Source organism: Qipengyuania nanhaisediminis, from assembly GCF_900115585.1.
In the GTDB taxonomy this organism is placed as follows: Bacteria; Pseudomonadota; Alphaproteobacteria; order Sphingomonadales; family Sphingomonadaceae; genus Qipengyuania; species Qipengyuania nanhaisediminis.
Genome location: NZ_FOWZ01000001.1, coordinates 260,462 through 279,883, shown reverse-complemented (window position 1 = coordinate 279,883; position 19,422 = coordinate 260,462). Strand labels below are relative to the sequence as shown.

At 64.0% G+C, this 19,422-nt stretch carries 16 protein-coding genes; 11 read left to right on the top strand and 5 right to left on the bottom strand.

All coding sequences use genetic code 11. The features are described from left to right. Window positions 1-5: 5 nt before the first annotated feature. Window positions 6-2,741 (top strand): TonB-dependent receptor, encoded by a 2,736-nt coding sequence (locus BM173_RS01465; protein WP_090476657.1) that lies wholly within the window; start codon window positions 6-8, stop codon window positions 2,739-2,741. 79 nt (window positions 2,742-2,820) lie between these two features. On the opposite strand, the gene BM173_RS01460 is transcribed toward BM173_RS01465, so the two are convergent. Further along, entirely contained in the window at window positions 2,821-3,483 is a 663-nt protein-coding gene (locus tag BM173_RS01460) for a YggS family pyridoxal phosphate-dependent enzyme (protein ID WP_090476655.1), read from the bottom strand. Between BM173_RS01460 and BM173_RS01455 the strand changes: the two genes are divergently transcribed. The 4 genes from BM173_RS01455 to ald all read left to right on the top strand — a co-directional run bounded on the left by BM173_RS01455 (window position 3,482) and on the right by ald (window position 9,306). Then, entirely contained in the window at window positions 3,482-4,021 is a 540-nt protein-coding gene (locus BM173_RS01455; RefSeq protein ID WP_090476653.1) for a thiamine phosphate synthase, read from the top strand. The genes BM173_RS01460 and BM173_RS01455 overlap by 2 nt on opposite strands. 185 nt (window positions 4,022-4,206) lie before the next feature. Further along, complete coding sequence (locus BM173_RS01450; protein ID WP_090478303.1) at window positions 4,207-6,546, top strand: FtsK/SpoIIIE family DNA translocase; 2,340 nt, start codon at window positions 4,207-4,209, stop codon at window positions 6,544-6,546. A gap of 12 nt (window positions 6,547-6,558) precedes the next feature. Continuing rightward, a complete protein-coding gene (locus BM173_RS01445) occupies window positions 6,559-8,112 on the top strand; it encodes a DUF389 domain-containing protein (protein WP_090476651.1) in 1,554 nt (517 codons plus the stop codon). A gap of 78 nt (window positions 8,113-8,190) precedes the next feature. After that, window positions 8,191-9,306 (top strand): alanine dehydrogenase, encoded by a 1,116-nt coding sequence (ald, locus tag BM173_RS01440; protein ID WP_090476648.1) that lies wholly within the window; start codon window positions 8,191-8,193, stop codon window positions 9,304-9,306. Here the strand turns inward: ald and BM173_RS01435 are convergent. The 3 genes from BM173_RS01435 to BM173_RS01430 are packed head-to-tail and all read right to left on the bottom strand — an operon-like array spanning window position 9,303 to window position 11,990. Continuing rightward, complete coding sequence (locus BM173_RS01435) at window positions 9,303-9,707, bottom strand: acyl-CoA thioesterase (RefSeq protein WP_177201770.1); 405 nt, start codon at window positions 9,705-9,707, stop codon at window positions 9,303-9,305. The genes ald and BM173_RS01435 overlap by 4 nt on opposite strands. Further along, a complete protein-coding gene (locus tag BM173_RS14825) occupies window positions 9,704-9,826 on the bottom strand; it encodes a hypothetical protein (RefSeq protein WP_281247519.1) in 123 nt (40 codons plus the stop codon). Before BM173_RS14825 ends, BM173_RS01435 begins: the two co-directional genes overlap by 4 nt. 4 nt (window positions 9,827-9,830) lie before the next feature. Further along, a complete protein-coding gene (locus BM173_RS01430; protein WP_090478300.1) occupies window positions 9,831-11,990 on the bottom strand; it encodes a S9 family peptidase in 2,160 nt (719 codons plus the stop codon). A 153-nt stretch (window positions 11,991-12,143) separates the two neighbouring features. Here BM173_RS01430 and BM173_RS01425 point away from each other — a divergent pair, with 153 nt between their 5' ends. The 6 genes from BM173_RS01425 (at window position 12,144) to BM173_RS01400 (ending at window position 17,850) form a co-directional block, all read left to right on the top strand. Further along, window positions 12,144-13,949, top strand: coding sequence for an aminopeptidase P family protein (locus BM173_RS01425; protein ID WP_090476644.1), 1,806 nt, complete (start codon window positions 12,144-12,146; stop codon window positions 13,947-13,949). A gap of 62 nt (window positions 13,950-14,011) precedes the next feature. Next, window positions 14,012-14,407: a VOC family protein gene (locus BM173_RS01420; protein WP_090476643.1), complete on the top strand. Its 396-nt coding sequence runs from the start codon at window positions 14,012-14,014 to the stop codon at window positions 14,405-14,407. After that, window positions 14,407-14,808, top strand: coding sequence for a cupin domain-containing protein (locus BM173_RS01415; protein ID WP_090476641.1), 402 nt, complete (start codon window positions 14,407-14,409; stop codon window positions 14,806-14,808). Before BM173_RS01420 ends, BM173_RS01415 begins: the two co-directional genes overlap by 1 nt. Window positions 14,809-14,988: 180 nt before the next feature. Further along, window positions 14,989-15,669, top strand: coding sequence for an EF-hand domain-containing protein (locus BM173_RS01410; RefSeq protein WP_090476639.1), 681 nt, complete (start codon window positions 14,989-14,991; stop codon window positions 15,667-15,669). Window positions 15,670-15,715: 46 nt separating this feature from the next. Then, complete coding sequence (locus tag BM173_RS01405; RefSeq protein WP_090476637.1) at window positions 15,716-16,450, top strand: response regulator; 735 nt, start codon at window positions 15,716-15,718, stop codon at window positions 16,448-16,450. After that, window positions 16,447-17,850: a sensor histidine kinase gene (locus BM173_RS01400; protein WP_090476636.1), complete on the top strand. Its 1,404-nt coding sequence runs from the start codon at window positions 16,447-16,449 to the stop codon at window positions 17,848-17,850. The genes BM173_RS01405 and BM173_RS01400 overlap by 4 nt, the downstream gene beginning before the upstream one ends. Here BM173_RS01400 and BM173_RS01395 read toward each other — a convergent pair. Continuing rightward, window positions 17,847-19,373 (bottom strand): helicase HerA-like domain-containing protein, encoded by a 1,527-nt coding sequence (locus BM173_RS01395; RefSeq protein WP_090476634.1) that lies wholly within the window; start codon window positions 19,371-19,373, stop codon window positions 17,847-17,849. The two genes, BM173_RS01400 and BM173_RS01395, sit on opposite strands and share 4 nt — an antisense overlap. Window positions 19,374-19,422 lie beyond the last annotated feature (49 nt).

The window sequence follows — 19,422 nt, the reverse complement described above, 5'->3', positions numbered from 1 at the left end:
TTCCCATGAGGAAAACATCAGTATCGTTGCGTACGCTTGCCGTTCTGGGCGCAGGTCTTGCACTTGCCCCGCAGGCGGCACTTGCCCAGTCGACCGCCGATGAAGGCGACATGGTCGAAAATGCCGATGTCGAGCAGGATATGCCCGTCATCATCGTGACTGCGCAGGGGCGTGCCCAGGTGCTGGCCGATGTCCCGGTGGCAATTTCGGCAGTTTCGGCCGAAACGCTTGAGAATTCCGGCACCAGCGACATTCGCGAACTGAACCAGGTCGCCCCTTCGCTGCTCGTTTCCTCGACCGGCAACGAAGCCAACGGCTCGGCCCGTATCCGCGGTATCGGCACGGTGGGCGATAACCCGGGCCTGGAAAGCTCGGTCGCGGTCTTCGTTGATGGCGTCTATCGCTCGCGCTCGGGTAATGCCCTCTCCGAACTCGGCCCGCTCGACCGGATCGAAATCCTGCGCGGTCCGCAGGGCACACTTGGCGGACGCAACTCCTCGGCCGGCATGCTCAACATCTTCACTGCGGCGCCCAGCTTCGCATTCGAAGGTCACGCAAGCGCCAGCTACGGCAATTTCGACGCGCTTCGTTTCGAAGCCGGTGTCAACGCGCCGCTTTCTGACACTGTCGCCGCGCGCGTCGACGGGGTCTATTTCCAGCGTGACGGCTTCTACACCGACGTCACCAACGGCGTCGATGTGAACAACCGCGACCGCTACCTCGTGCGTGCACAGGCGCTGTTCGAACCGAACGACGATATCAGCTTCCGCCTGATCGGCGACTATTCGAAGAAGGACGAGGCCTGCTGCGCCGCCACCTTCGTGCAGCCCGATTTCGCCCAGTACGCGCGTGTTTCGCCGGGCCTCGATCCGTTTGCGCAACCCGTCGGAGCAGCGCCGGCGCTGACCAGCACCGACAATCCGATCGTCAACGTCCTGCTCGGCCTCGGACAGGATCCGCGTGCGCTTACCCAGTCGACCTTCAACCGCAACATCTACCCTACGGCCGGTCGCAGCTATGCTGGCGAGACCGAGGATTACGGTATTTCGGGCGAACTCAACTGGTCGTTCGGCAATGTGAACCTGACGTCGATCACGGCCTATCGCGAATATGCGAACACGCAGGGTTCGGATACCGACTACACGACGGTCGACATTCTCTACCGCGCCCCCGGCGACGATGCCGGCGCGCGTGAATTCGCGACCTTCACACAGGAACTGCGCCTCAACGGCACGGCCTTCAACGACAAGCTCGACTGGCTGGTCGGCGCTTATTACGCGAACGAAGACCTGCAGACGCGCGACAACCTGCGCTTCGGCAACGATTACGGCACGTTCGTGAGTTGCCGTATCGCGCTGGCCGTCAACCCGGCGCTGGTCAATCCGGCGGCGCAGGACTGCCTCGGCCCGGTCGGTCGCGGGGCCCTTCAGGCTGCCAATGGCGGTGCCGGTGCCTTCGGCGCAGCGACCCCGGCGATCCTTGCCGGTATTACGAACCTGTCGAACGTCAACGACCTCGGCGGTACGGGCGATGTGTACAACCAGACCAGCGAAAACTTCGCGATCTTCACGCACAACATCTTCCACATCACCGACACGCTCGATCTGACCCTCGGCCTTCGTTACACCAACGAAACCAAGGACTTCGACGCGACCTTCAGCAACGACAACGTGATCTGCCCGCAGAACCGTGCGCTGCTGTCGAACTTCCTCGCCGTTCCGGCATTGGCAGGTCTTGCAGGCGGCCTGATCGCACTGTCGTGCCAGGGCAACTCGACTGCCGAACTCGACGGTGTCTCGATCGCGAATTCGCGTGACGAAGACAAGCTGACGGGTACGGCGATCCTGAGCTGGAAGCCGATCGACGACTTGCTGGTCTACGGCTCGTATTCGCGCGGTTACAAGGCCGGCGGTTTCAACCTCGACCGTTCGGCTCTGGGCAACCCGGTGACCTTCAACGTGGCGAACATCGATCCGGCCTCGCTCCAGTTCGACGAGGAAACGGTCGATGCCTATGAAATCGGCATGAAGTATTCGGGCCGTGGCTGGGGGGTCAGCGTCGCTGCCTTCCGCCAGGAATTCAGCAACTTCCAGCTGAACACCTTCAACGGCTCGGTATACCTGGTGCAGAACATCAACGGCTGCTCGACCAGCCTGAACGGCGGTGACAGCGATGCCAGCGCCGCGACCGGTGTCTGCGATGCCGACGATGTGAGCCCGGGCGTGGTTTCGCAGGGCTTCGAATTCGAAGCTTCGCTGAGCCCGATCCGCGATATCACGATGACCATGGGCATCACCCACGCCGACACGCGTTATGCGGACGATGTGGTGGGCAGCGACCAGGGCGATCCGCTCGATCCGGCGCTGCGCCTGCTGCCGGGTGACAATATGTCGAACGCACCCGCCTGGGTCGGTACCAGCTCGTTCACCTGGACCCCGCCGATCGGCGACAGCGGCATGGAGGGCCTGTTCTTCATCAACGCCCGCATGACCAGCGACTACAACACCGGTTCGGACCTGCTCTACGGCAAGGAACAGGACGGCTATATCCTGGTCAACGGCCGCGTCGGCCTGACCAATATCGCCGACCGCTTCGCGATCGAAGGCTGGGTCCAGAACATGTTCGACGTCGACTATTCGCAGGTCGCGTTCAACACCCCGTTCGTGGCTCCGCAGCAGACCTACTCGGCCTTCCTCGCCGAGCCGCGCACTTACGGTGTCACGGTCAAGGCCAAGTTCTAAACTCGGCGCCGGTTACGGCAATCAAGGAGGGGCGCTGCCGGAAGGCGGCGCCCTTTCCCTTTGCAGTCGGTAAAGGTGCTCAGCCCCGCGCGCCGAACAGCGCCGTGCCGACGCGGATATGCGTGGCGCCCAGCATGATGGCGGTCTCGTAATCGCCGCTCATGCCCATGGAGCGTCCCTCCAGCGCGTTGTCTCGCGCCAGCTTGTCGAGCAGTGCAAAGAACGGTGCGGGTTCGATATCGGCAGGCGGAATGCACATGAGGCCCGCGAGCGGGATGCCCGCCTCGCGCGCCTGCTCGATCAGGCCGGGCAGGTCCGCGATCGCGCAGCCGCCCTTCTGCTCTTCCTCGCCGACATCGACCTGGATGAAGCAGTCGGGGCAACGGCCGGTCTTTTCCTTCGCCTTGGCGAGCGCCTTGACCAGGCTCGGGCGGTCCAGCGAATGGATGACGTCGAACAATTCCGCCGCATCTTCGGCCTTGTTGGACTGCAATTGTCCGACAAGGTGCAGCACGGTGTCGGGATAGGTCTCTTTCAGTGCAGGCCATTTGTCCTGCGCTTCCTGCACCCGGTTTTCGCCGAAATGGCGTTGACCCTGTTCGAGCAGCGGCTCGATCCTATCGGCGGGATGGGTCTTGCTGATCGCGATCAGGGTAACCTCGCCGGGTTCGCGTCGCGCGCGCTTGCAGGTCGCGGCGATTTGCGATCGGACGGTCTGAAGAGGAGTGTCTGCCTTTTCCATGAGGGCGCGCTATAACGTCCCTATGTCTGTGCGCCAGTCCCTGCCCCTGCTTTGGCTGCTTTCCGATGCCCGCAACGATGCCGGACTGGAGGAGGCTTTGCAGGCTTTGCCCAAAGGCTCGGGCTTCGTGTTCAGGCATTATCACTTGCCTGCCGAAGAACGCCGCGCGCGCTTCGACGCCTTGGCAGCACTGGCTCGGCCGCACGGTCACCTCGTGATCCTTTCGGGCGAGGAAGATTGGGGCGCGGACGGGCACTATGGCGCGGCCAAGACGCCGCGGTCCGGCCTGCGACTCGCAACAGCCCATGATGGCGATGAATTGCAGGAGGCGATCGCCGCGGGCGTCGACGGTATTTTCCTGTCGCCGGTTTTCCCGACCAACTCCCATCCCGGCGCGAAAACGCTCGGCGTATTCGGCTTCCGCGTGCTGGCACAGCAATCGCCGGTGCCGGTTATCGCGCTTGGCGGCATGAATGCGGCGCGGGCGCGCGAGCTCGACTGGCCGCGTTGGGGCGCGATCGACGGACTCATCTCCTGACCGACCTCAGGGAGGCAAGGGCGACCGCCCGCCCGCAGCGATGCGACCATGGAGGGCGCATGAGCGAGGATAGCCGAGTGAGCGGATGCGAACGCCGGCGATTGAGGCAAAACAAAAGCACTGCTTGACCTCGGACTCGCCGAGGATTCATAGTGTTTCCCACACGACGGACGGAAGGAATGACAATGGCCACGCGCGCTGGCGCAAAACCCGATTGGCGGGCGGCGTTTCGCCGTTCCCTGCGCCGCGCGACGCACATGGCGGGCGCGGGCCTGCTGCTGGTCTTGCTGGTCTTCCTGACGCTGGCGCTGGCCAGCTATACCCAGACCGATCCCAGCGCCTCGACGGCCGCATCGGGCACGACCATTTCCAACTGGATGGGCGCCAGCGGTGCCTGGGCCGCAGAGCGCGCCTATTTCTTCTTCGGACTGCCGGCGCTGCTTTTGCTGCCATTGATCTGGATTTCTGCGCGCCGCCTCTGGACCGGGGTCGAGGATGCGGACGAGGAAGAAACGCCGGGCCGGTGGTGGGGGCCCTTCGGCCTGCTGCTGGTCGCGATGCTGCTTCTCGGGACGGTCGTCAGCCTGCTGTTCGAAAGCAGCCCGGGGCCGTTCCCGGCGGGCGGGGGCGGTCTTGCCGGGCTTCTCGGTGCCGGCGGCATCGACGCGGTTGCCACACGCTTCGGCGGAGGTTTTTCGGGCTGGATTACCGGCGCGCTGGGCCTTGTGGCGCTGGCCGGCGGCCTCGCCCTGGTGACGAAGGTCTTCGCCCTCGACTGGGCGCAGTTTTTCACGCTGCCGAAACTCTTCGAACGCAAGGAGGTCGAGACCGACATCGACCTGCCGCTTGCGCCGAAGAAAACGAAGCGCGCGCGCCGCAAGGCCGAGGATATCGATGACGAAGAGGACGAGGAGGCACGGCGCGCCCCGCGTCGCTCGCCCGAAATCGCCGATCCCAAGCCTGCGCCTGTCCGCTCGCAGCCGGCCAAGGCCAAGCAGCGCGACATGTTCGCGAATTACCAGCTGCCGAGCCACGATCTGCTCGACGATCCGCCCGTACATGCGGCGCAGAAACTCGACAAGATCGCATTGGAGCGCAACGCCCGCCTGCTCGAAAACGTGCTCGACGATTTCAACGTGAAGGGCGAGATCACCGCCGTGCGCGCGGGTCCCGTCGTGACCATGTACGAGCTGGAGCCTGCACCGGGCATCAAGGCGAGCCGCGTGGTCGGCCTTGCCGAAGACATCGCCCGCAACATGAGCGCGATCAGCGCGCGCGTGTCGCCCATTCCGGGCAAGACCGTCATCGGCATCGAACTGCCCAATGCGGATCGCCAGATGGTCAGCTACAAGGAGCTGTCGACGTCTGCTGCATTCGTCGATTCCAGGGGCAGCCTGCCAATGATTCTGGGCAAGGACATCGGCGGCGAACCGATCATCGCCGACCTTGCTGCCATGCCTCACCTGTTGGTCGCGGGTACGACGGGTTCGGGTAAGTCGGTCGGCCTCAACGCCATCCTGCTGTCGCTGCTCTATCGCTTCACGCCGGACGAATGCCGCCTGATCCTGATCGATCCCAAGGTCCTCGAGCTGAAGACCTATGACGATATACCGCATCTCCTCAGCCCGGTCGTGACCGAGCCTGCCAAGTCCGTCCGCGCATTGAAATGGGCGGTCGAGGAGATGGAGAAGCGCTATCGTATGATGTCCAGCGTGAACTCGCGCAATATCGCGGGCTTCAACGAAAAGGTGAAAGCCGCCGCCGCCAAGGGCAAGCCGCTAGGCCGCCGCGTGCAGACGGGCTTCGATCCGGAGACGGGCGAAGAACTGTATGAAGAAGAGCAGCTCGACTACGAACCGCTGCCGCTGATCGTGCTGATCGTCGACGAATTGGCCGACCTCATGGTCACCGTCGGCAAGGAAATCGAGGTGCTGATCCAGCGCCTCAGCCAGAAATCGCGTGCTGCGGGCATTCACCTCATCATGGCGACACAGCGTCCTTCGGTCGACGTCATCACCGGCGTCATCAAGGCCAACCTGCCGACCCGTATCAGCTTCAAGGTGACGAGCCGCATCGACAGCCGCACCATCCTTGGCGAGCAGGGCGCGGAGCAGCTGCTGGGGAAGGGCGACATGCTCTACAAGCCCAACACCGGCGCGATGATCCGCGTGCATGGCCCCTTCGTGTCCGACGAAGAAGTCGAGAAGGTCGCCGATCACTGGCGCGCGCAGGGCAAGCCCGACTATGTCGATGCCGTTACCGAAGAGCCCGAAGACGGCGGCTTCAACTTCGAGGACGAGTTCACCGCTTCCGACAATCCGGACGAGCGCAAGTATCGCCAAGCCTGCCAGATCGTGATCGAGAACCAGAAGGCGAGCGGAAGCTGGCTCCAGCGCCAGATGGGCGTGGGCTACAACACGGCCGCCAAATGGATCGAGCGGATGGAAAGCGAAGGACTGGTCGGACCGGCCAACCACGTCGGCCGCCGCGAGATTTACCGCGACCAGGACGGCAATCCGATCTAGGGTGCATCGCTCATGGCACGAGTAGTCACGCCCAATTACGCTTCCAAGCGCAGGCCCCCGACCCCCGGCTGGGTGCATAGCCCGATCGGGCGTGCGCTGGTGCCGATCCGGCGCTGGTGGCTCGACAATGTTGTGGCGGATGTCGACCACACCGCCGTGATCGCCAAGATCGCGGGGGAGAGCGACGCCAGCCCGCGTTACATCTTCATGGTGATGATGTCGGCAGGCATTGCGATCCTCGGCATGCTATTGTCCTCGCCGGCCGTGGTCATCGGGGCCATGCTGTTGTCCCCGCTGATGAGCCCTATCATCGGGGCGGGTTTCGCGCTCGCCTCCGGCAAGCTGAAGTGGCTGCGCATCAGTATCCGGGCGCTGACGATCGGGACGATTGCCGCGATCCTTTTCACTGCGCTGATCGTGCTGGTGTCTCCCTTGCAGACCGTCACCTCGGAAATCGCCGCGCGTACCCAGCCGAACCTGTTCGACCTGCTGGTCGCGCTGTTTTCCTCGCTCGCAGGCTCCTACGCCTTGATCCGCGGGCGCGAGGGCACGATCGTCGGCGTGGCCATCGCAACCGCCCTCATGCCGCCGCTGGCCGCCGTGGGATACGGGCTCGCGACACTGAACTGGACGGTCTTCGGCGGGGCGCTGGCGCTCTACATCACCAACTTCCTGACCATCGCCCTTTCGGCAACGATCATGGCGCGCCTCTACGGTTTCCGCACGGACCTGTCCGCGCGGCAGGGCTGGTTCCAGAACTTCGGTATCTTCGTGGTGTTCGTGGCGCTTGCCATCCCGCTCGGCTTTTCGCTGCGGGACATTGCCTTCGAGGCCAATGCGCAGCGCGTGGTGCAGGATGTCATCGCCGAAAGCTTCCCGGACAAGGCGCGGGTCAATGTCACCGGCATCGACTGGGACGCGGAGCCGGTGGTCGTCACCGGGACGGTCGATACGCCTCAGTTCAACAGCAACGCGAATGCCGAAATCAAGCGCCGCTTCGAGGCCCGCTTCGAGCGCGAGGTCGTGATTGCGGTCGAACAGTACCGCGTGGGTACGGATCCTGGCGCTGCCGAAGCCGCCGAACTCGCCCGCGCCAAGGACGAACAGCGCGCGCAGGCCACCGAACGCCAGATTGCGGAGATGGTCGGCGAGCTTGCGCTGGTCGCCGGGGTCGAGAAGTCCGAAGTGACCGTCGACCGGGACAACCGCCGCGCCATCGTGCAGGCGAGCCACCTCCCGGGACTGACGGTGGAGGGCTGGCGCGTGCTGGAAGGCCGTGTCGATGCGGGCATGCCCGGCTGGTCGGTGGAATTGCGGCCGCCGCTCCTCGCCCTGCCTTCGATCACACTCAGCGAAGGAGAGCCGGACGCTGCGGGCCAGCAGGCACTTGACGTCGTCGCCTGGGCCGCCCGGCGGCAGGGACTCGGTATCAACCTTGCCGGACGCGAAGGTGAAGCCTTCGACGCGGTCGCCGCCCAATTGCGCGAACGCGGCGTGACATTAACGCAAACGAATGGCGGTTCTCCCGATCGTATCGAAGCGCGCTGGCAGGCTTTGCCGGAATAAAAATACGCTACGGCAAGCGCGCTTGCAGCGGAGGGTTTTCACGAGTAGCGGCGCTTCCCAGAGAAGGAGTCCGCACAAATGCGCATCGGCTGTCCGAAAGAAATCAAGAACCACGAATACCGCGTTGGCCTGACGCCCGAGAGTGCGAACGAGCTCGTCGCGCAGGGCCACGAAGTGTGGATCGAGACGCAGGCCGGTTGCGGCATCGACGCGACGGACGAACAATATGTCGCGGCGGGTGCAAAGATCGTCGACGGACCCGATCCGATCTTCGCCGAATGCGAAATGGTCGTGAAGGTGAAGGAACCGCAGGCGGTCGAACGCAAGAAACTGCGCGCGGACCAGATCCTCTACACCTATCTCCACCTCGCGCCCGATCCGGACCAGACGAAAGACCTCGTCAATAGCGGCGTGACTGCAATCGCCTATGAGACGGTTACGGGCCCGCGCGGCCAGTTGCCGCTCTTGAAGCCGATGAGCCAGGTGGCCGGCCGCATGAGCGTGCAGGCAGGTGCGACCGCGCTCGAAAAGGCGCATGGCGGGCGCGGCGTGCTGCTTGGCGGCGTGCCGGGCGTTATGCCGGGCAAGGTCGTGGTGATCGGCGGCGGCGTCGTCGGTTTCAACGCGGCGCAGATGGCGGCTGGCCTTGGCGCAGACGTCACCATCCTCGATCGCGACCCTGAAGTGCTCGAAAAAGTCGGCACCCATTTCGAAAGCCGCGCCAGCACGCGCTTCTCGAACAAGGCCAACCTCTATGATGCCGTGTGCGGCGCGGACCTAGTCATCGGCGCGGTGCTGATCCCCGGCGCGGCAGCCCCGAAGCTCGTCACCCGCGAAATGCTGGGCGACATGCAGAAGGGCGCGGTCCTCGTTGACGTCGCCATCGACCAAGGCGGCTGTTTCGAGACCTCGAAGCCTACCACCCACGCCGACCCGACCTATGTCGTCGACGACATCGTGCATTACTGCGTTGCCAACATGCCGGGCGCCGTCGCGCGCACCAGCACCTATGCGCTGAACAATGTGACGCTTCCCCACGCCCTGCGCATTGCGCGGATGGGCTGGAAAGATGCCATGCGCAACGACCCGCATCTTGCCGAAGGGCTGAACGTGCACGCCGGCGAAGTCACTTATGAAGCGGTGGCAAGCGAACTGGGCTACAACTACCGTCCGGTAGCCGACCTGCTCGGTTAACCCTGCTCTTTGGTGAGGGCTTCGAGCATTTCGGGCCGGACCCTCGCCAGCCTGTTCGATGCGCGTTCCAGCATGGCCCAGGTCGTGGCTGCGGAGACGATGACCTTGTCGTTCGCGTCGCGGAATTCGACCCGGCGAACCGATGTCGCCCCGCGCGCCGTGCCCTCGATCCAGGTAGTGCCGGTCACGCTTTCACCTTCGGCGACATTGCCGCGATAATCGATCTCGTGCCGGGTCACGACCCAGAAATAGGTTGCCTTGTCTTCGGGCCTCGCGGCGGCTTCCCAATGGCTGGTCGACATGTCCTGGATCCACTGGACCCAGATCGCATTGTTGACGTGGCCGAGCTCGTCGATGTGCTCGGGTAGCGCCGTAAAGGTGCGGGTGAAGCGTTGGCTCACGGGCAGGCTCCGAAACCGAAGAGGCAGGGACTGAAAACGAGAATGAAGAGAAGAGCCGCCAGCAGGACGCATGCCCCAAGCAGCAGCGCGATTTCCCGCAGGTAGTTCCTCTCTTTCAAGCCGTCATTCCTGACCGGTCATTCCCATCTGCCACAGGATGAAGGCGTATTCTTCCGCCACTTCGTAGACCGAATTCCAGCGGCCCGATTTGCCGCCGTGTCCTGCGCCCATATTGGTCTTGAGCAGCAGTTCGTTGTCGTCGGTCTTCACCTCGCGCAGCTTGGCAACCCACTTGGCAGGCTCCCAATAGGTTACGCGCGGGTCGTTGAGGCCGGCGGTGACCAGCATCGGCGGGTAGTCCTGCGCCTTCACCTGGTCGTAGGGCGAATAGCTCAGGATATAGGCGAAAGCGGCCTTGTCGGTGATGGGATTGCCCCATTCCTGCCATTCGCCCGGCGTCAGCGGGAGGCTTTCGTCCAGCATGGTGTTGAGCACGTCGACGAAGGGCACGTGGGCCACGACGGCGCCGTACTGCTCCGGATCCTGGTTGACGATCGCGCCCATCAGCTCGCCGCCTGCGGACCCGCCGCTGGCGGTAATCTTGCCCTCGGCGGTGTAGCCCTTCTCGATCAGGCCGCGGCCGACATCGACGAAATCGTTGAAAGTGTTGGCGCGCTCGAACATCTTGCCCTGCAGGTACCAGCGCCGGCCGAGGTCGTCGCCGCCGCGGATATGCGCGATGGCATAAGCGAAGCCGCGGTCGATCAGGCTGAGGCGCGTGGTCGAGAAGCCGGGCGGCATGGCATAGCCGTACGCGCCATAGGCATAGAGGTGGAGCGGCATGGCGCCGTCCTTGCGATCCTTGCGATAGACCACGCTGACCGGGATCATCGTGCCGTCCCGCGACTGCACGCTCAGGCGTTCGGTGGTGTAGAGCGAGGCGTCGTAGCCGCTCGGGATTTCCTGCTGCTTGAGCAGTTCGAGCCCGCCTGTGGCGACGTCGTAGTCATAGACCGAATCCGGCGTGACCATGCTTTCATAATCGAGGCGCAGCTTGGTGACGGCATATTCGGGATTGTTCGACAGGCCCGCATTGTAGCTCGCTTCGGGGAAGCTGATCGCGCGTGCCTGAAGCGGCGCATCGTATGTGCGCAGCTGGATCTGGTCGAGCCCGTCGAGGCGGCCTTCGGTCACGAAGAAATCCTGGAACAGGTCGAAGCCGGTCAGGTAGAATTCGTCCGATCCGGCGATGACGGTTTCCCATTCGCCGGGCGCTTCGATCGATGCCTTGGCGAGGCGGAAATTGATGTGATCGTCATTGGTCCACACGAACAGGTTCGTGCCTGTTTCGTCGGTTCGGACATCGACCGAATATTCGACACCCTTCTGGCGCGGCCTGACGAGGATCTGTTCGCCGGTCGGATCGTCTGCGCGCACGAGGCGCACTTCGCTGGTTTCGTTGTCGCCCGTGGCGATGATCAGCCAGTCGTCCTGCGCGGACAGGCCTGCGCCTACGCCGAAGCTCTGGTCTTCCTCTTGATAGAGCGTGACGTCGCTTTCGACCGGAGTGCCGAGCACGTGCAGCTTCGCTTCGAGCGAGCGCCATTCCTCGGTCGAGGGGCCGTAGACCAGCGCGGTATCGTTCGCGACCCAGGTGAGCCCGCCGCGCAGGTTCGTCAGTTCGTCCGGCAGCAATTCGCCGGTCTGCAGGTCCTTGATCCGCGCGGTGTAGCGTTCCGACCCGTTGCTGTCGGTCGAATAGGCGAGATAGCGCCCGTTCTTGCTCACCGACGCTGCACCGAGCCGGAAGTATTCCAGGCCTTGTGCCAGTTCGTTCTCGTCGAGGATCAGCACCGCATCGCCGCCCGAAACCGGCTTGCGGTAATGCTTGCGGTATTGCGCGCCCTCTTCGAATTCGGACCAGTAGAGCCAGTCGCCACCCTTTTGCGGAACGGTGGAATCGTCTTCCTTGATCCGGGCCTTCATCTCTTCGAACAGGGTGTCGACGAGTTCCTTCTGCGGCGCCATGCGCGCTTCGTACCAGGCGTTTTCCGCCTTCACATAGTCGAGGATGTCCTCGTCATCGATCGTCGGATAGCTCTGGTCCTTGAGCCAGTGATACGGATCGGAGATCGTGATCCCGTGATGGGTATAGGAATGGTCGCGCTTCTCGGCTTGGGGCGGAGAGGTAGGTGCAGTCACTGAAGTCCCTTCGGTTTCTTGGGCCACGCCAGGCGCAGCCAGAACGAGCGATACGGCAGATAGGCACGCAGCCAGTCGCATGTAAGCCATGAATGATCTCCCCGATGGCGGCACAAAGCTGGAAAGCGGGGCCGCAAGTGTCTAAGTTGCAGGCGTGACTATGCGGCAAGATGCAATGCCGCAAGCGCCGTCTCCACCGATGCGGGACGGCAGCCGACGAAAGGATTTACTCGCATGCTGATGCAGACCCACGAAGCGCGCCTCGATGCGCTCAGGACCGAACTCGAAAAGCGCGGCCTCCATGGCTTCGTCGTCCCCATTTCGGACGAGCATATGAGCGAATATGTCGGCTCTTATGCCCAGCGGCTCCACTGGCTGACCGGCTTCGGCGGCAGCGCGGGCAGCGCGGTGGTGCTGAAGGACAAGGCGGCGATGTTCACCGATGGCCGCTATACCGTGCAGGTGCGCGAGCAGGTCGACGGCAAGCTCTACGATTATGAGGACGTGCCGGCGACCTCGCCTGCAAAATGGATCGCTGCCAATGCGCCCGAAGGCGCGCGGATCGGATACGATGCCTGGCTGCACGGTATCGGCTGGGCGGAAGAGGCGGAAAAGCTGTTCGCCAAGAAGGGGATCGAACTCGTCCCTGTCGACGGCAATCCGATCGACGCGGTCTGGGCCGACCGGCCCGAGCCCAGCAAGGCTGCCGCCGTGCCGCATGAAGACCGCCTCGCCGGCCGGTCGAGCGCGGACAAGCGCGCCGAGATCGCCGACTGGCTGAAGCAGGAAGGCTATGACGCCACCGTCGTCACCGCGCTCGATTCCGTGGCGTGGGTGCTCAACATGCGCGGCAAGGACGTCGACAACACGCCAGTCGCCCTGTCCTATGTCGTCGCCCATGCGGACGGGACAGCCGATCTCTTCATCGCGCCCGAGAAAGTTACGCCCGAACTCACGCAGCACCTCGGCAATGCGGTGCGCATCAACGACCGCGCCGATTTCGAGCCTGCGCTGGCGAAGCTGCAGGGCAAGACCGTGGCAGTCGATCCGCGTCATGCGGTGGCAGGCATCTTCCACGCGCTTGAAGCGGGCGGGGCGAAGGTCGTTCGCGACGACGACCCGGCCGTGCTGCCCAAGGCGATCAAGAACGAGGCCGAACAGCAGGGCCACCGCGATGCCCAGGCGCGCGACGGGGCTGCCGTGGTGAAATACCTGCGCTGGATCGAGGAGAACGCTCCCTCGGGCGAGATCGACGAGCTGGCGGCAGCGGCCAAGCTGCGCGAATTCCGCGGCCTCAGCCCGGAACTCAAGGATACCAGCTTCGACACGATCAGCGCCGCGGCGGGCCATGCTGCCCTGCCGCATTACAAGGTCGACGAGGACAGCAATATCCCGATCCCGCCGTCCAGCATCTACCTGTGCGATTCGGGCGGCCAGTATCCCGACGGGACTACCGACATCACCCGCACCGTCTGGGTCGGCCCGGGCGAACCGACGGCGGAAATGATCGACCGCAACACGCGCGTGCTGAAGGGTCATATCGAGCTGGACCTCGCGAAATTCCCCGATGCGACCAGCGGCGGCGCTCTCGACGCGCTGGCACGGATGCACCTGTGGCAGGCGGGCGTGGATTATGGTCACGGCACCGGTCACGGCGTCGGCAGCTATCTGTCGGTCCATGAGGGCCCGCAGCGCATTTCGAAGCCAGGCGGCGCCTTCCCCGGGACCGAAACCCCGCTTCGCGAAGGCATGATCCTTTCCAACGAACCGGGTTATTATAAGCCGGGCGAATACGGCATCCGGATCGAGAACCTCGTCCTGGTGGTGGACGCCGGTATCGATGGATCGGAGGGCAAGTACCTCGGCTTCGAGACGCTGACCCACGTCCCGCTCGACCGCAAGCTGGTCGACAAGAGCCTGCTCAGCGAACGCGAAATCGCTTGGTGGAACGAATATCACGCCAGGACCCGCGACATCCTTGCTCCGCAGCTGGAGGGTGATGACCTCGCCTGGCTCGAACGCGAATGCGCACCCTTGTAGGAGTAGCTGTGTTCACGTAATGTTCCGCCGGTCGCGAGTCGTTTCCAACTAGGAGAGTTTGCATGATCGGTTACGTTACGCTGGGCACCAACGACCTTACGAGGGCGGCCAAATTCTACGATGCCATCGCGGCCGAAATGGGCGTGGGGCGGATGATGGAATTCGAAACTTTTATCGCCTGGGGCAAATGGGATGGCGGCGCGGGCATCGCGGCGACCATGCCGTTCGATGGCGAAAAGGCGACGGTCGGCAATGGCACGATGGTCGCGCTCGAGGCCAAGGACCGCGATCAGGTGAAGCGGCTTTACGACATCGCGCTCGCCAATGGCGGCAGCGACGAGGGTGAGCCCGGACCGAGGGGCGAGCCGGACGAGAACGGCATGCTCTTCTATGCCGCCTATTTCCGCGATCCCGACGGCAACAAGCTCAACGCCTACCTCATGGACAAGGTCGAGTGATGCAGGACAAGCGCCGCCTTGCGGACAGTTTCCTGCACCTCGGGCTGGGGGCGACTGCCGTTCCCCAGCCCCCCTTCGAAGGCGGGATGGAGTGGTACGAAGGCTATGGGCAGCGTCACGGCAGTGACGGGCGCGAAGGAAGGCTGGTCAGTCAGCACAGCTTTACCGAAGACTGGGACAGCTGGGAAATGCACCCGCTTGGTGAGGAAGTCGTCATCTGCACGGCAGGGAGCATGGTGCTGACGCAGGAATTTCCCGACGGGCGCCGCGAAACTATAACCCTGGAAGCGGGCGAATATGCGATCAATCCGGCGGGCGTCTGGCATGTCGCCGATGTCGAAGTCCATGCGACCGCGATCTTCATCACCGCCGGCGAGGGGACTCAGCACCGGCCGCGTTGAGATGCTGACACCCGGGTGAACAACCTGCCCGGAGCGTTACATTCCATTACAATTCTCCTGCGATCCGGCACATTGCTGCGACAAGACAGCCCTATAACGGTGACACGAACTGCGGCGCTGTCCCCTCAATCCCTCCCCCCAACCCAGGCGCGCCGCAGTTCTCCAAATTCAGGAGAACACATGATGAAGAAGATCACTTTGACCTTGTCCGCCGCAGCGCTCGCGCTGACCGGGACTGCTGCGATCGCCCATCAGCACATGGGCAAGACGAACCCCGATGCGGACGGCAACGGCGTTGTCACCAGCGCCGAACACACTGCCCATGCCGACGCGATGTTTGCGCGGATGGACGCCAATGGCGACGGTGTGATCAACGCCGAAGACCGTGCCGAGAGGCGCGAGGCCATGTTCGCCAAGGCCGATGCCAATGGCGACGGCGAGCTTTCGCAGGCCGAGATGAAGGCGATGCACGAAGCGCGCAAGCAGCAGCGCGAAGCACGCCGGGCCGATCGCTCGGAGCGCCGTGCAGCGCGCATGGAGCAGCGTTTCGCCCAGCTCGACACCGACAATTCGGGCGGCCTCTCGCAGGCAGAACTCCAGGCCATGAAGGAAATGCGCGGCGAACGCGGCGGTGAAGGCCGCAAGGCGCGTCGCGGCGGCAAGCGCGGCGGCCACATGGCCATGCTGCAGCGCGCCGACACCGACGGCGACAAGTCGATCTCCCGCGCTGAATTCCAGGCGGCAGTCGATGCCCGCTTCGCCCGCGCCGATACCGACGGCAATGGCGAGATCTCGGCTGCGGAACGCGAAGCGATGAAGCAGGCACGGCAGGAACGCCGCGCCCAGCGTCCCAGCCAGTAACCGGCTTTCTGTTTCGTTCACCGCAAAGCGAGTGCATAGGTCCCGCATGAACGATGCTGCGCCCATCACCGTGCTGCTGGTCGACGACGAAGCCAGTCTACGCGAACCCCTGGCGGAATATCTGTCCGGCCAGGGGTTCGTCGTGCTGGAGGCAGAAAGCGCTGCGCGGGCGCGTTCGCGGCTGGAGACCGACCGGCCCGACCTCGTCCTGCTCGACATCATGATGCCGGGCGAGGACGGGCTGTCGCTCTGCCGGCACCTCGTCGAAAGCCGGCAGCTTCCCGTCATCCTGCTGACGGCAAAGGGCGAGGCGATGGACCGGATCATCGGCCTCGAAATCGGGGCTGACGATTATGTCACCAAGCCGTTCGAGCCGCGCGAACTGGTGGCGCGCATACGCTCCGTCCTTCGCCGAGCAGACCGCAGCGGCGTGGAGCCTGCAGACGATCTCGCTTATGTTTTCGAGGGCTGGACACTCGACCCGCTCAAGCGCCGGCTGACAGACCCCGAAGGGACGCTGGTGCCGATCTCGACCGCAGAATTCCGCATGCTACGCGCGTTCTGCGACCACCCGCGCCAGGTGCTCGACCGCGACCGCCTGCTCGACATGGTGCAGGGTCGCGAAGCGCAATTGTTCGATCGCGCGGTCGACAACCAGGTCAGCCGCCTGCGCCGCAAGATCGAGGCCGACAGCCGCAACCCGCGCTTCATCCAGACGGTGAGGGGCGGGGGCTATCGCTTCGGCGCCGATGTGACGCGCAAGGCCCAGGACACGGCATGACGCGGTTGCTACCCAAAAGCCTGCTTGGCCAGACATTGATGGCGGTCGCCGGCGCGCTCCTGCTGGCGCAGCTGGTCACCACCGCGCTTCTCTACCGCATCGCCGAGGACCGGCGCGAGGAAGCGCTGGTCAGCGCGGCCCAGCTATCGCTGTGGGGTGCACCGGTGTTCCGGCAGGCCCGCGGCGAGGCGGTGCTTGATGGGGATCGCAGGCGCTTCCGGATGAACCGGCGCGAATTGGGTGGCCGCCCGATGAGAGGCGAGGTTACGCAAGACTACCCCCTCATGTCCGGAGAAACTTCGGATCCGGCGATGGCAGCGGCTATCGCGGAACGCCTGACCGGCTTCGTTCGAGAACCGCATGCCGTAATTGCCACTATCCGCTCGTCCGAAGACGATCCGGTCGTGATGCAGCGTTTTCGGGATCGCAATGCCGGATCGCGCAGAGGGGGCCGTACCTATCGCAAGGTCTTCGTTGCCGCAGTCCAGTGGGAAGAGGGCGGCGACTGGCACGTGGCGAGAATTCCCTATCCGGGCGACGACCGCAGGGTCTTCCTGATAACGGCCGCGCAGACACTGGTAATCTTCGTCCTGCTGATGACGGTGCTGTTTTTCCTTCTTCGCCGGATCACCCGGCCCCTGGCGAGGCTGACGCGCCAGACCGAGAGATTCTCGTCCAATCCGGGCAGTATCGTCCCGATCGAACCCAGCGGCCCTGATGACGTTCGCAGCCTGATTGCGGCACATAATGCGATGGAAGCGCGCATCGCTGCCATGCTCGACGAGAAAGACGTCATGCTGGGCGCCATCGGCCACGATTTGAAAACGCCGTTGGCCGCGCTGCGAGTGAGGATCGAGGCGATCCGAGACGAAGGTCTTCGGGCGAAAATGGCGGATTCGATCGAAGAGATCACGCGCACGCTCGACGAGATCCTGCTGCTAGCGCGCATCGGCCGCGCCGAACGCCCTGCGGAGCGTACCGATCTTTACGCCTTGCTGGTGTCGGTGGTGGAAGAATTCGAGGACATGAACCAGCCGGTCGCGCTGCTCGAAGGCCAGCGGGTGCCCGCGCCGGTGCACCTCACATGGCTGAAGCGCGGTGTGCGCAATCTCATTTCCAATGCCCTGCGCTATGGCGACACGGCAGAGGTCGCTTTGGTGCGCGAAGCCGACGAGGCGGTGATCCGCGTCGAGGATGACGGTCCCGGAATTCCTGAGGACCGCATCGCCGAAATGCTCGAACCCTTCACCCGCGGCGAGGCCAGCCGCAATCGCGCAACCGGCGGCGCCGGCCTCGGCCTAACCATCACGCGCGCCGTGGCGGAGCAGCATGGCGGTTCGCTGGTGCTGGAAAACCGGCAGCAGGGCGGCCTGCGTGCCGAATTGCGTCTTCCGATCTAGCGCATCAAACCGCCGACGATATTGCGAACGAAGGCATTGAGGCCCGTGCGTACCGGGTCGGCGCGCGACTTCTTGCCGAGGACTGCGGCCACGGCCACCGAGGTGAGCGAGCCTGCCGCAGCGGTCGCCGCCGCCTTGCCCGCCTTGGTCCACATCGACGGCGTCTTGCGCTCGCGCTTACGCACTTCCGCTTCGCCCTTTTCCTCGACTTCCTTGGCGGTTTCGGCCGCGTCGAGCGTCTTGGCCGCGAGCACTTCTTCTGCGCTTTCGCGGTCGACGGCCTCGTCGTATTTCCCGTCGAGATCGCTGACGGAATTCACGATCTTGCGCTCTTTCTCGGTCACCGGGCCGAGGCGCGAGTGGGGCGGCTTGATCAGCGTGCGCTGCACGACCGATGGTGCGCCGTCCTCGTCGAGCGTGGAGACCAGCGCCTCGCCCACTTTAAGCTCGGTGATCGCCTCTTCCACGTCGAGGTCGGGATTGATGCGGAAAGTCTCGGCGGCAGCCTTGATCGCGCGCTGGTCGCGGGGGGTGAAGGCGCGCAGCGCGTGCTGGACGCGGTTGCCAAGCTGGCCAGCGATCTTTTCCGGAATGTCGATCGGGTTCTGCGTCACGAAATAGACGCCCACGCCCTTGGATCGGATGAGGCGCACAACCTGTTCGACCTTGTCCTCCAGCGCTTCGGGCGCGTCGTCGAAGAGCAGGTGTGCCTCGTCGAAGAAGAACACCAGCTTCGGCTTGTCCGGATCGCCGACTTCGGGAAGCGTTTCGAACAGTTCGGCCAGCAGCCAGAGCAGGAAGGTCGCGTAAAGCTTCGGGCTGCGCATCAGCTTGTCGGCGGCCAGCACGTTGATCACGCCGCGACCTTTTTCATCCGTGGCGAGGAAGTCGTCGATCTCCAGCGCAGGCTCGCCGAAGAACTCGTCCGCGCCCTGGCTCTCGAAGCTGAGCAGCTGGCGCTGGATAGCCCCCACGCTGGCCTTGGAGACATTGCCATATTTGCCGGACAGGTCCTTGGCGTTCTCATAGGCGAAAGTCAGCATCGCCTGCAGGTCGCCGAGATCGAGCAGCAGCAGGTTGTTCTCGTCGGCATAGCGGAAGACGATGTTGAGCACGCCTTCCTGGGTGTCGTTGAGGTCCAGCAGGCGCGCCAGCAGCAGCGGACCCATTTCCGAAATCGTCGTGCGGATCGGGAAGCCCTTTTCGCCGTAAAGGTCCCAGAATACCGCCGCATTGTCGGCGTAGGCATAGTCGTCCATGCCCAGTTCCTTCGCGCGGCCTTCCAGCTTGTCGGCATGCTTGAACTGCGGGGAACCGGCCATGGAAATGCCCGAAAGGTCCCCCTTCACATCGGCAACGAATACAGGGACGCCGCGTGCGGAGAAGCTTTCGGCCAGCCCCTGAAGCGTGACGGTCTTGCCCGTGCCGGTGGCGCCGGCGATCAATCCATGGCGATTGGCCTGCGCCAGCCTGAGATACTGGTTCTCTCCATTGCCGCCCAATCCAAGGAAAATATCGCTCATCTGGCCCCGTGTCCCTGTTGTCATGTGTTGCCAGCGGTTTGGCGCAGTG

Bases quoted from the DNA above. Each gene is read 5' to 3' on its own strand.
- BM173_RS01465 (WP_090476657.1), top strand. From the start codon at position 6: ATGAGGAAAACATCAGTATCGTTGCGTACGCTTGCCGTTCTGGGCGCA.
- BM173_RS01455 (WP_090476653.1), top strand. From the start codon at position 3,482: ATGAGGGCGCGCTATAACGTCCCTATGTCTGTGCGCCAGTCCCTGCCC.
- BM173_RS01460 (WP_090476655.1), bottom strand. From the start codon at position 3,483: ATGGAAAAGGCAGACACTCCTCTTCAGACCGTCCGATCGCAAATCGCC.
- BM173_RS01450 (WP_090478303.1), top strand. From the start codon at position 4,207: ATGGCCACGCGCGCTGGCGCAAAACCCGATTGGCGGGCGGCGTTTCGC.
- BM173_RS01445 (WP_090476651.1), top strand. From the start codon at position 6,559: ATGGCACGAGTAGTCACGCCCAATTACGCTTCCAAGCGCAGGCCCCCG.
- ald (WP_090476648.1), top strand. From the start codon at position 8,191: ATGCGCATCGGCTGTCCGAAAGAAATCAAGAACCACGAATACCGCGTT.
- BM173_RS01430 (WP_090478300.1), bottom strand. From the start codon at position 11,990: ATGCGACTGGCTGCGTGCCTATCTGCCGTATCGCTCGTTCTGGCTGCG.
- BM173_RS01425 (WP_090476644.1), top strand. From the start codon at position 12,144: ATGCTGATGCAGACCCACGAAGCGCGCCTCGATGCGCTCAGGACCGAA.
- BM173_RS01420 (WP_090476643.1), top strand. From the start codon at position 14,012: ATGATCGGTTACGTTACGCTGGGCACCAACGACCTTACGAGGGCGGCC.
- BM173_RS01415 (WP_090476641.1), top strand. From the start codon at position 14,407: ATGCAGGACAAGCGCCGCCTTGCGGACAGTTTCCTGCACCTCGGGCTG.
- BM173_RS01410 (WP_090476639.1), top strand. From the start codon at position 14,989: ATGATGAAGAAGATCACTTTGACCTTGTCCGCCGCAGCGCTCGCGCTG.
- BM173_RS01405 (WP_090476637.1), top strand. From the start codon at position 15,716: ATGAACGATGCTGCGCCCATCACCGTGCTGCTGGTCGACGACGAAGCC.
- BM173_RS01400 (WP_090476636.1), top strand. From the start codon at position 16,447: ATGACGCGGTTGCTACCCAAAAGCCTGCTTGGCCAGACATTGATGGCG.
- BM173_RS01395 (WP_090476634.1), bottom strand. From the start codon at position 19,373: ATGAGCGATATTTTCCTTGGATTGGGCGGCAATGGAGAGAACCAGTAT.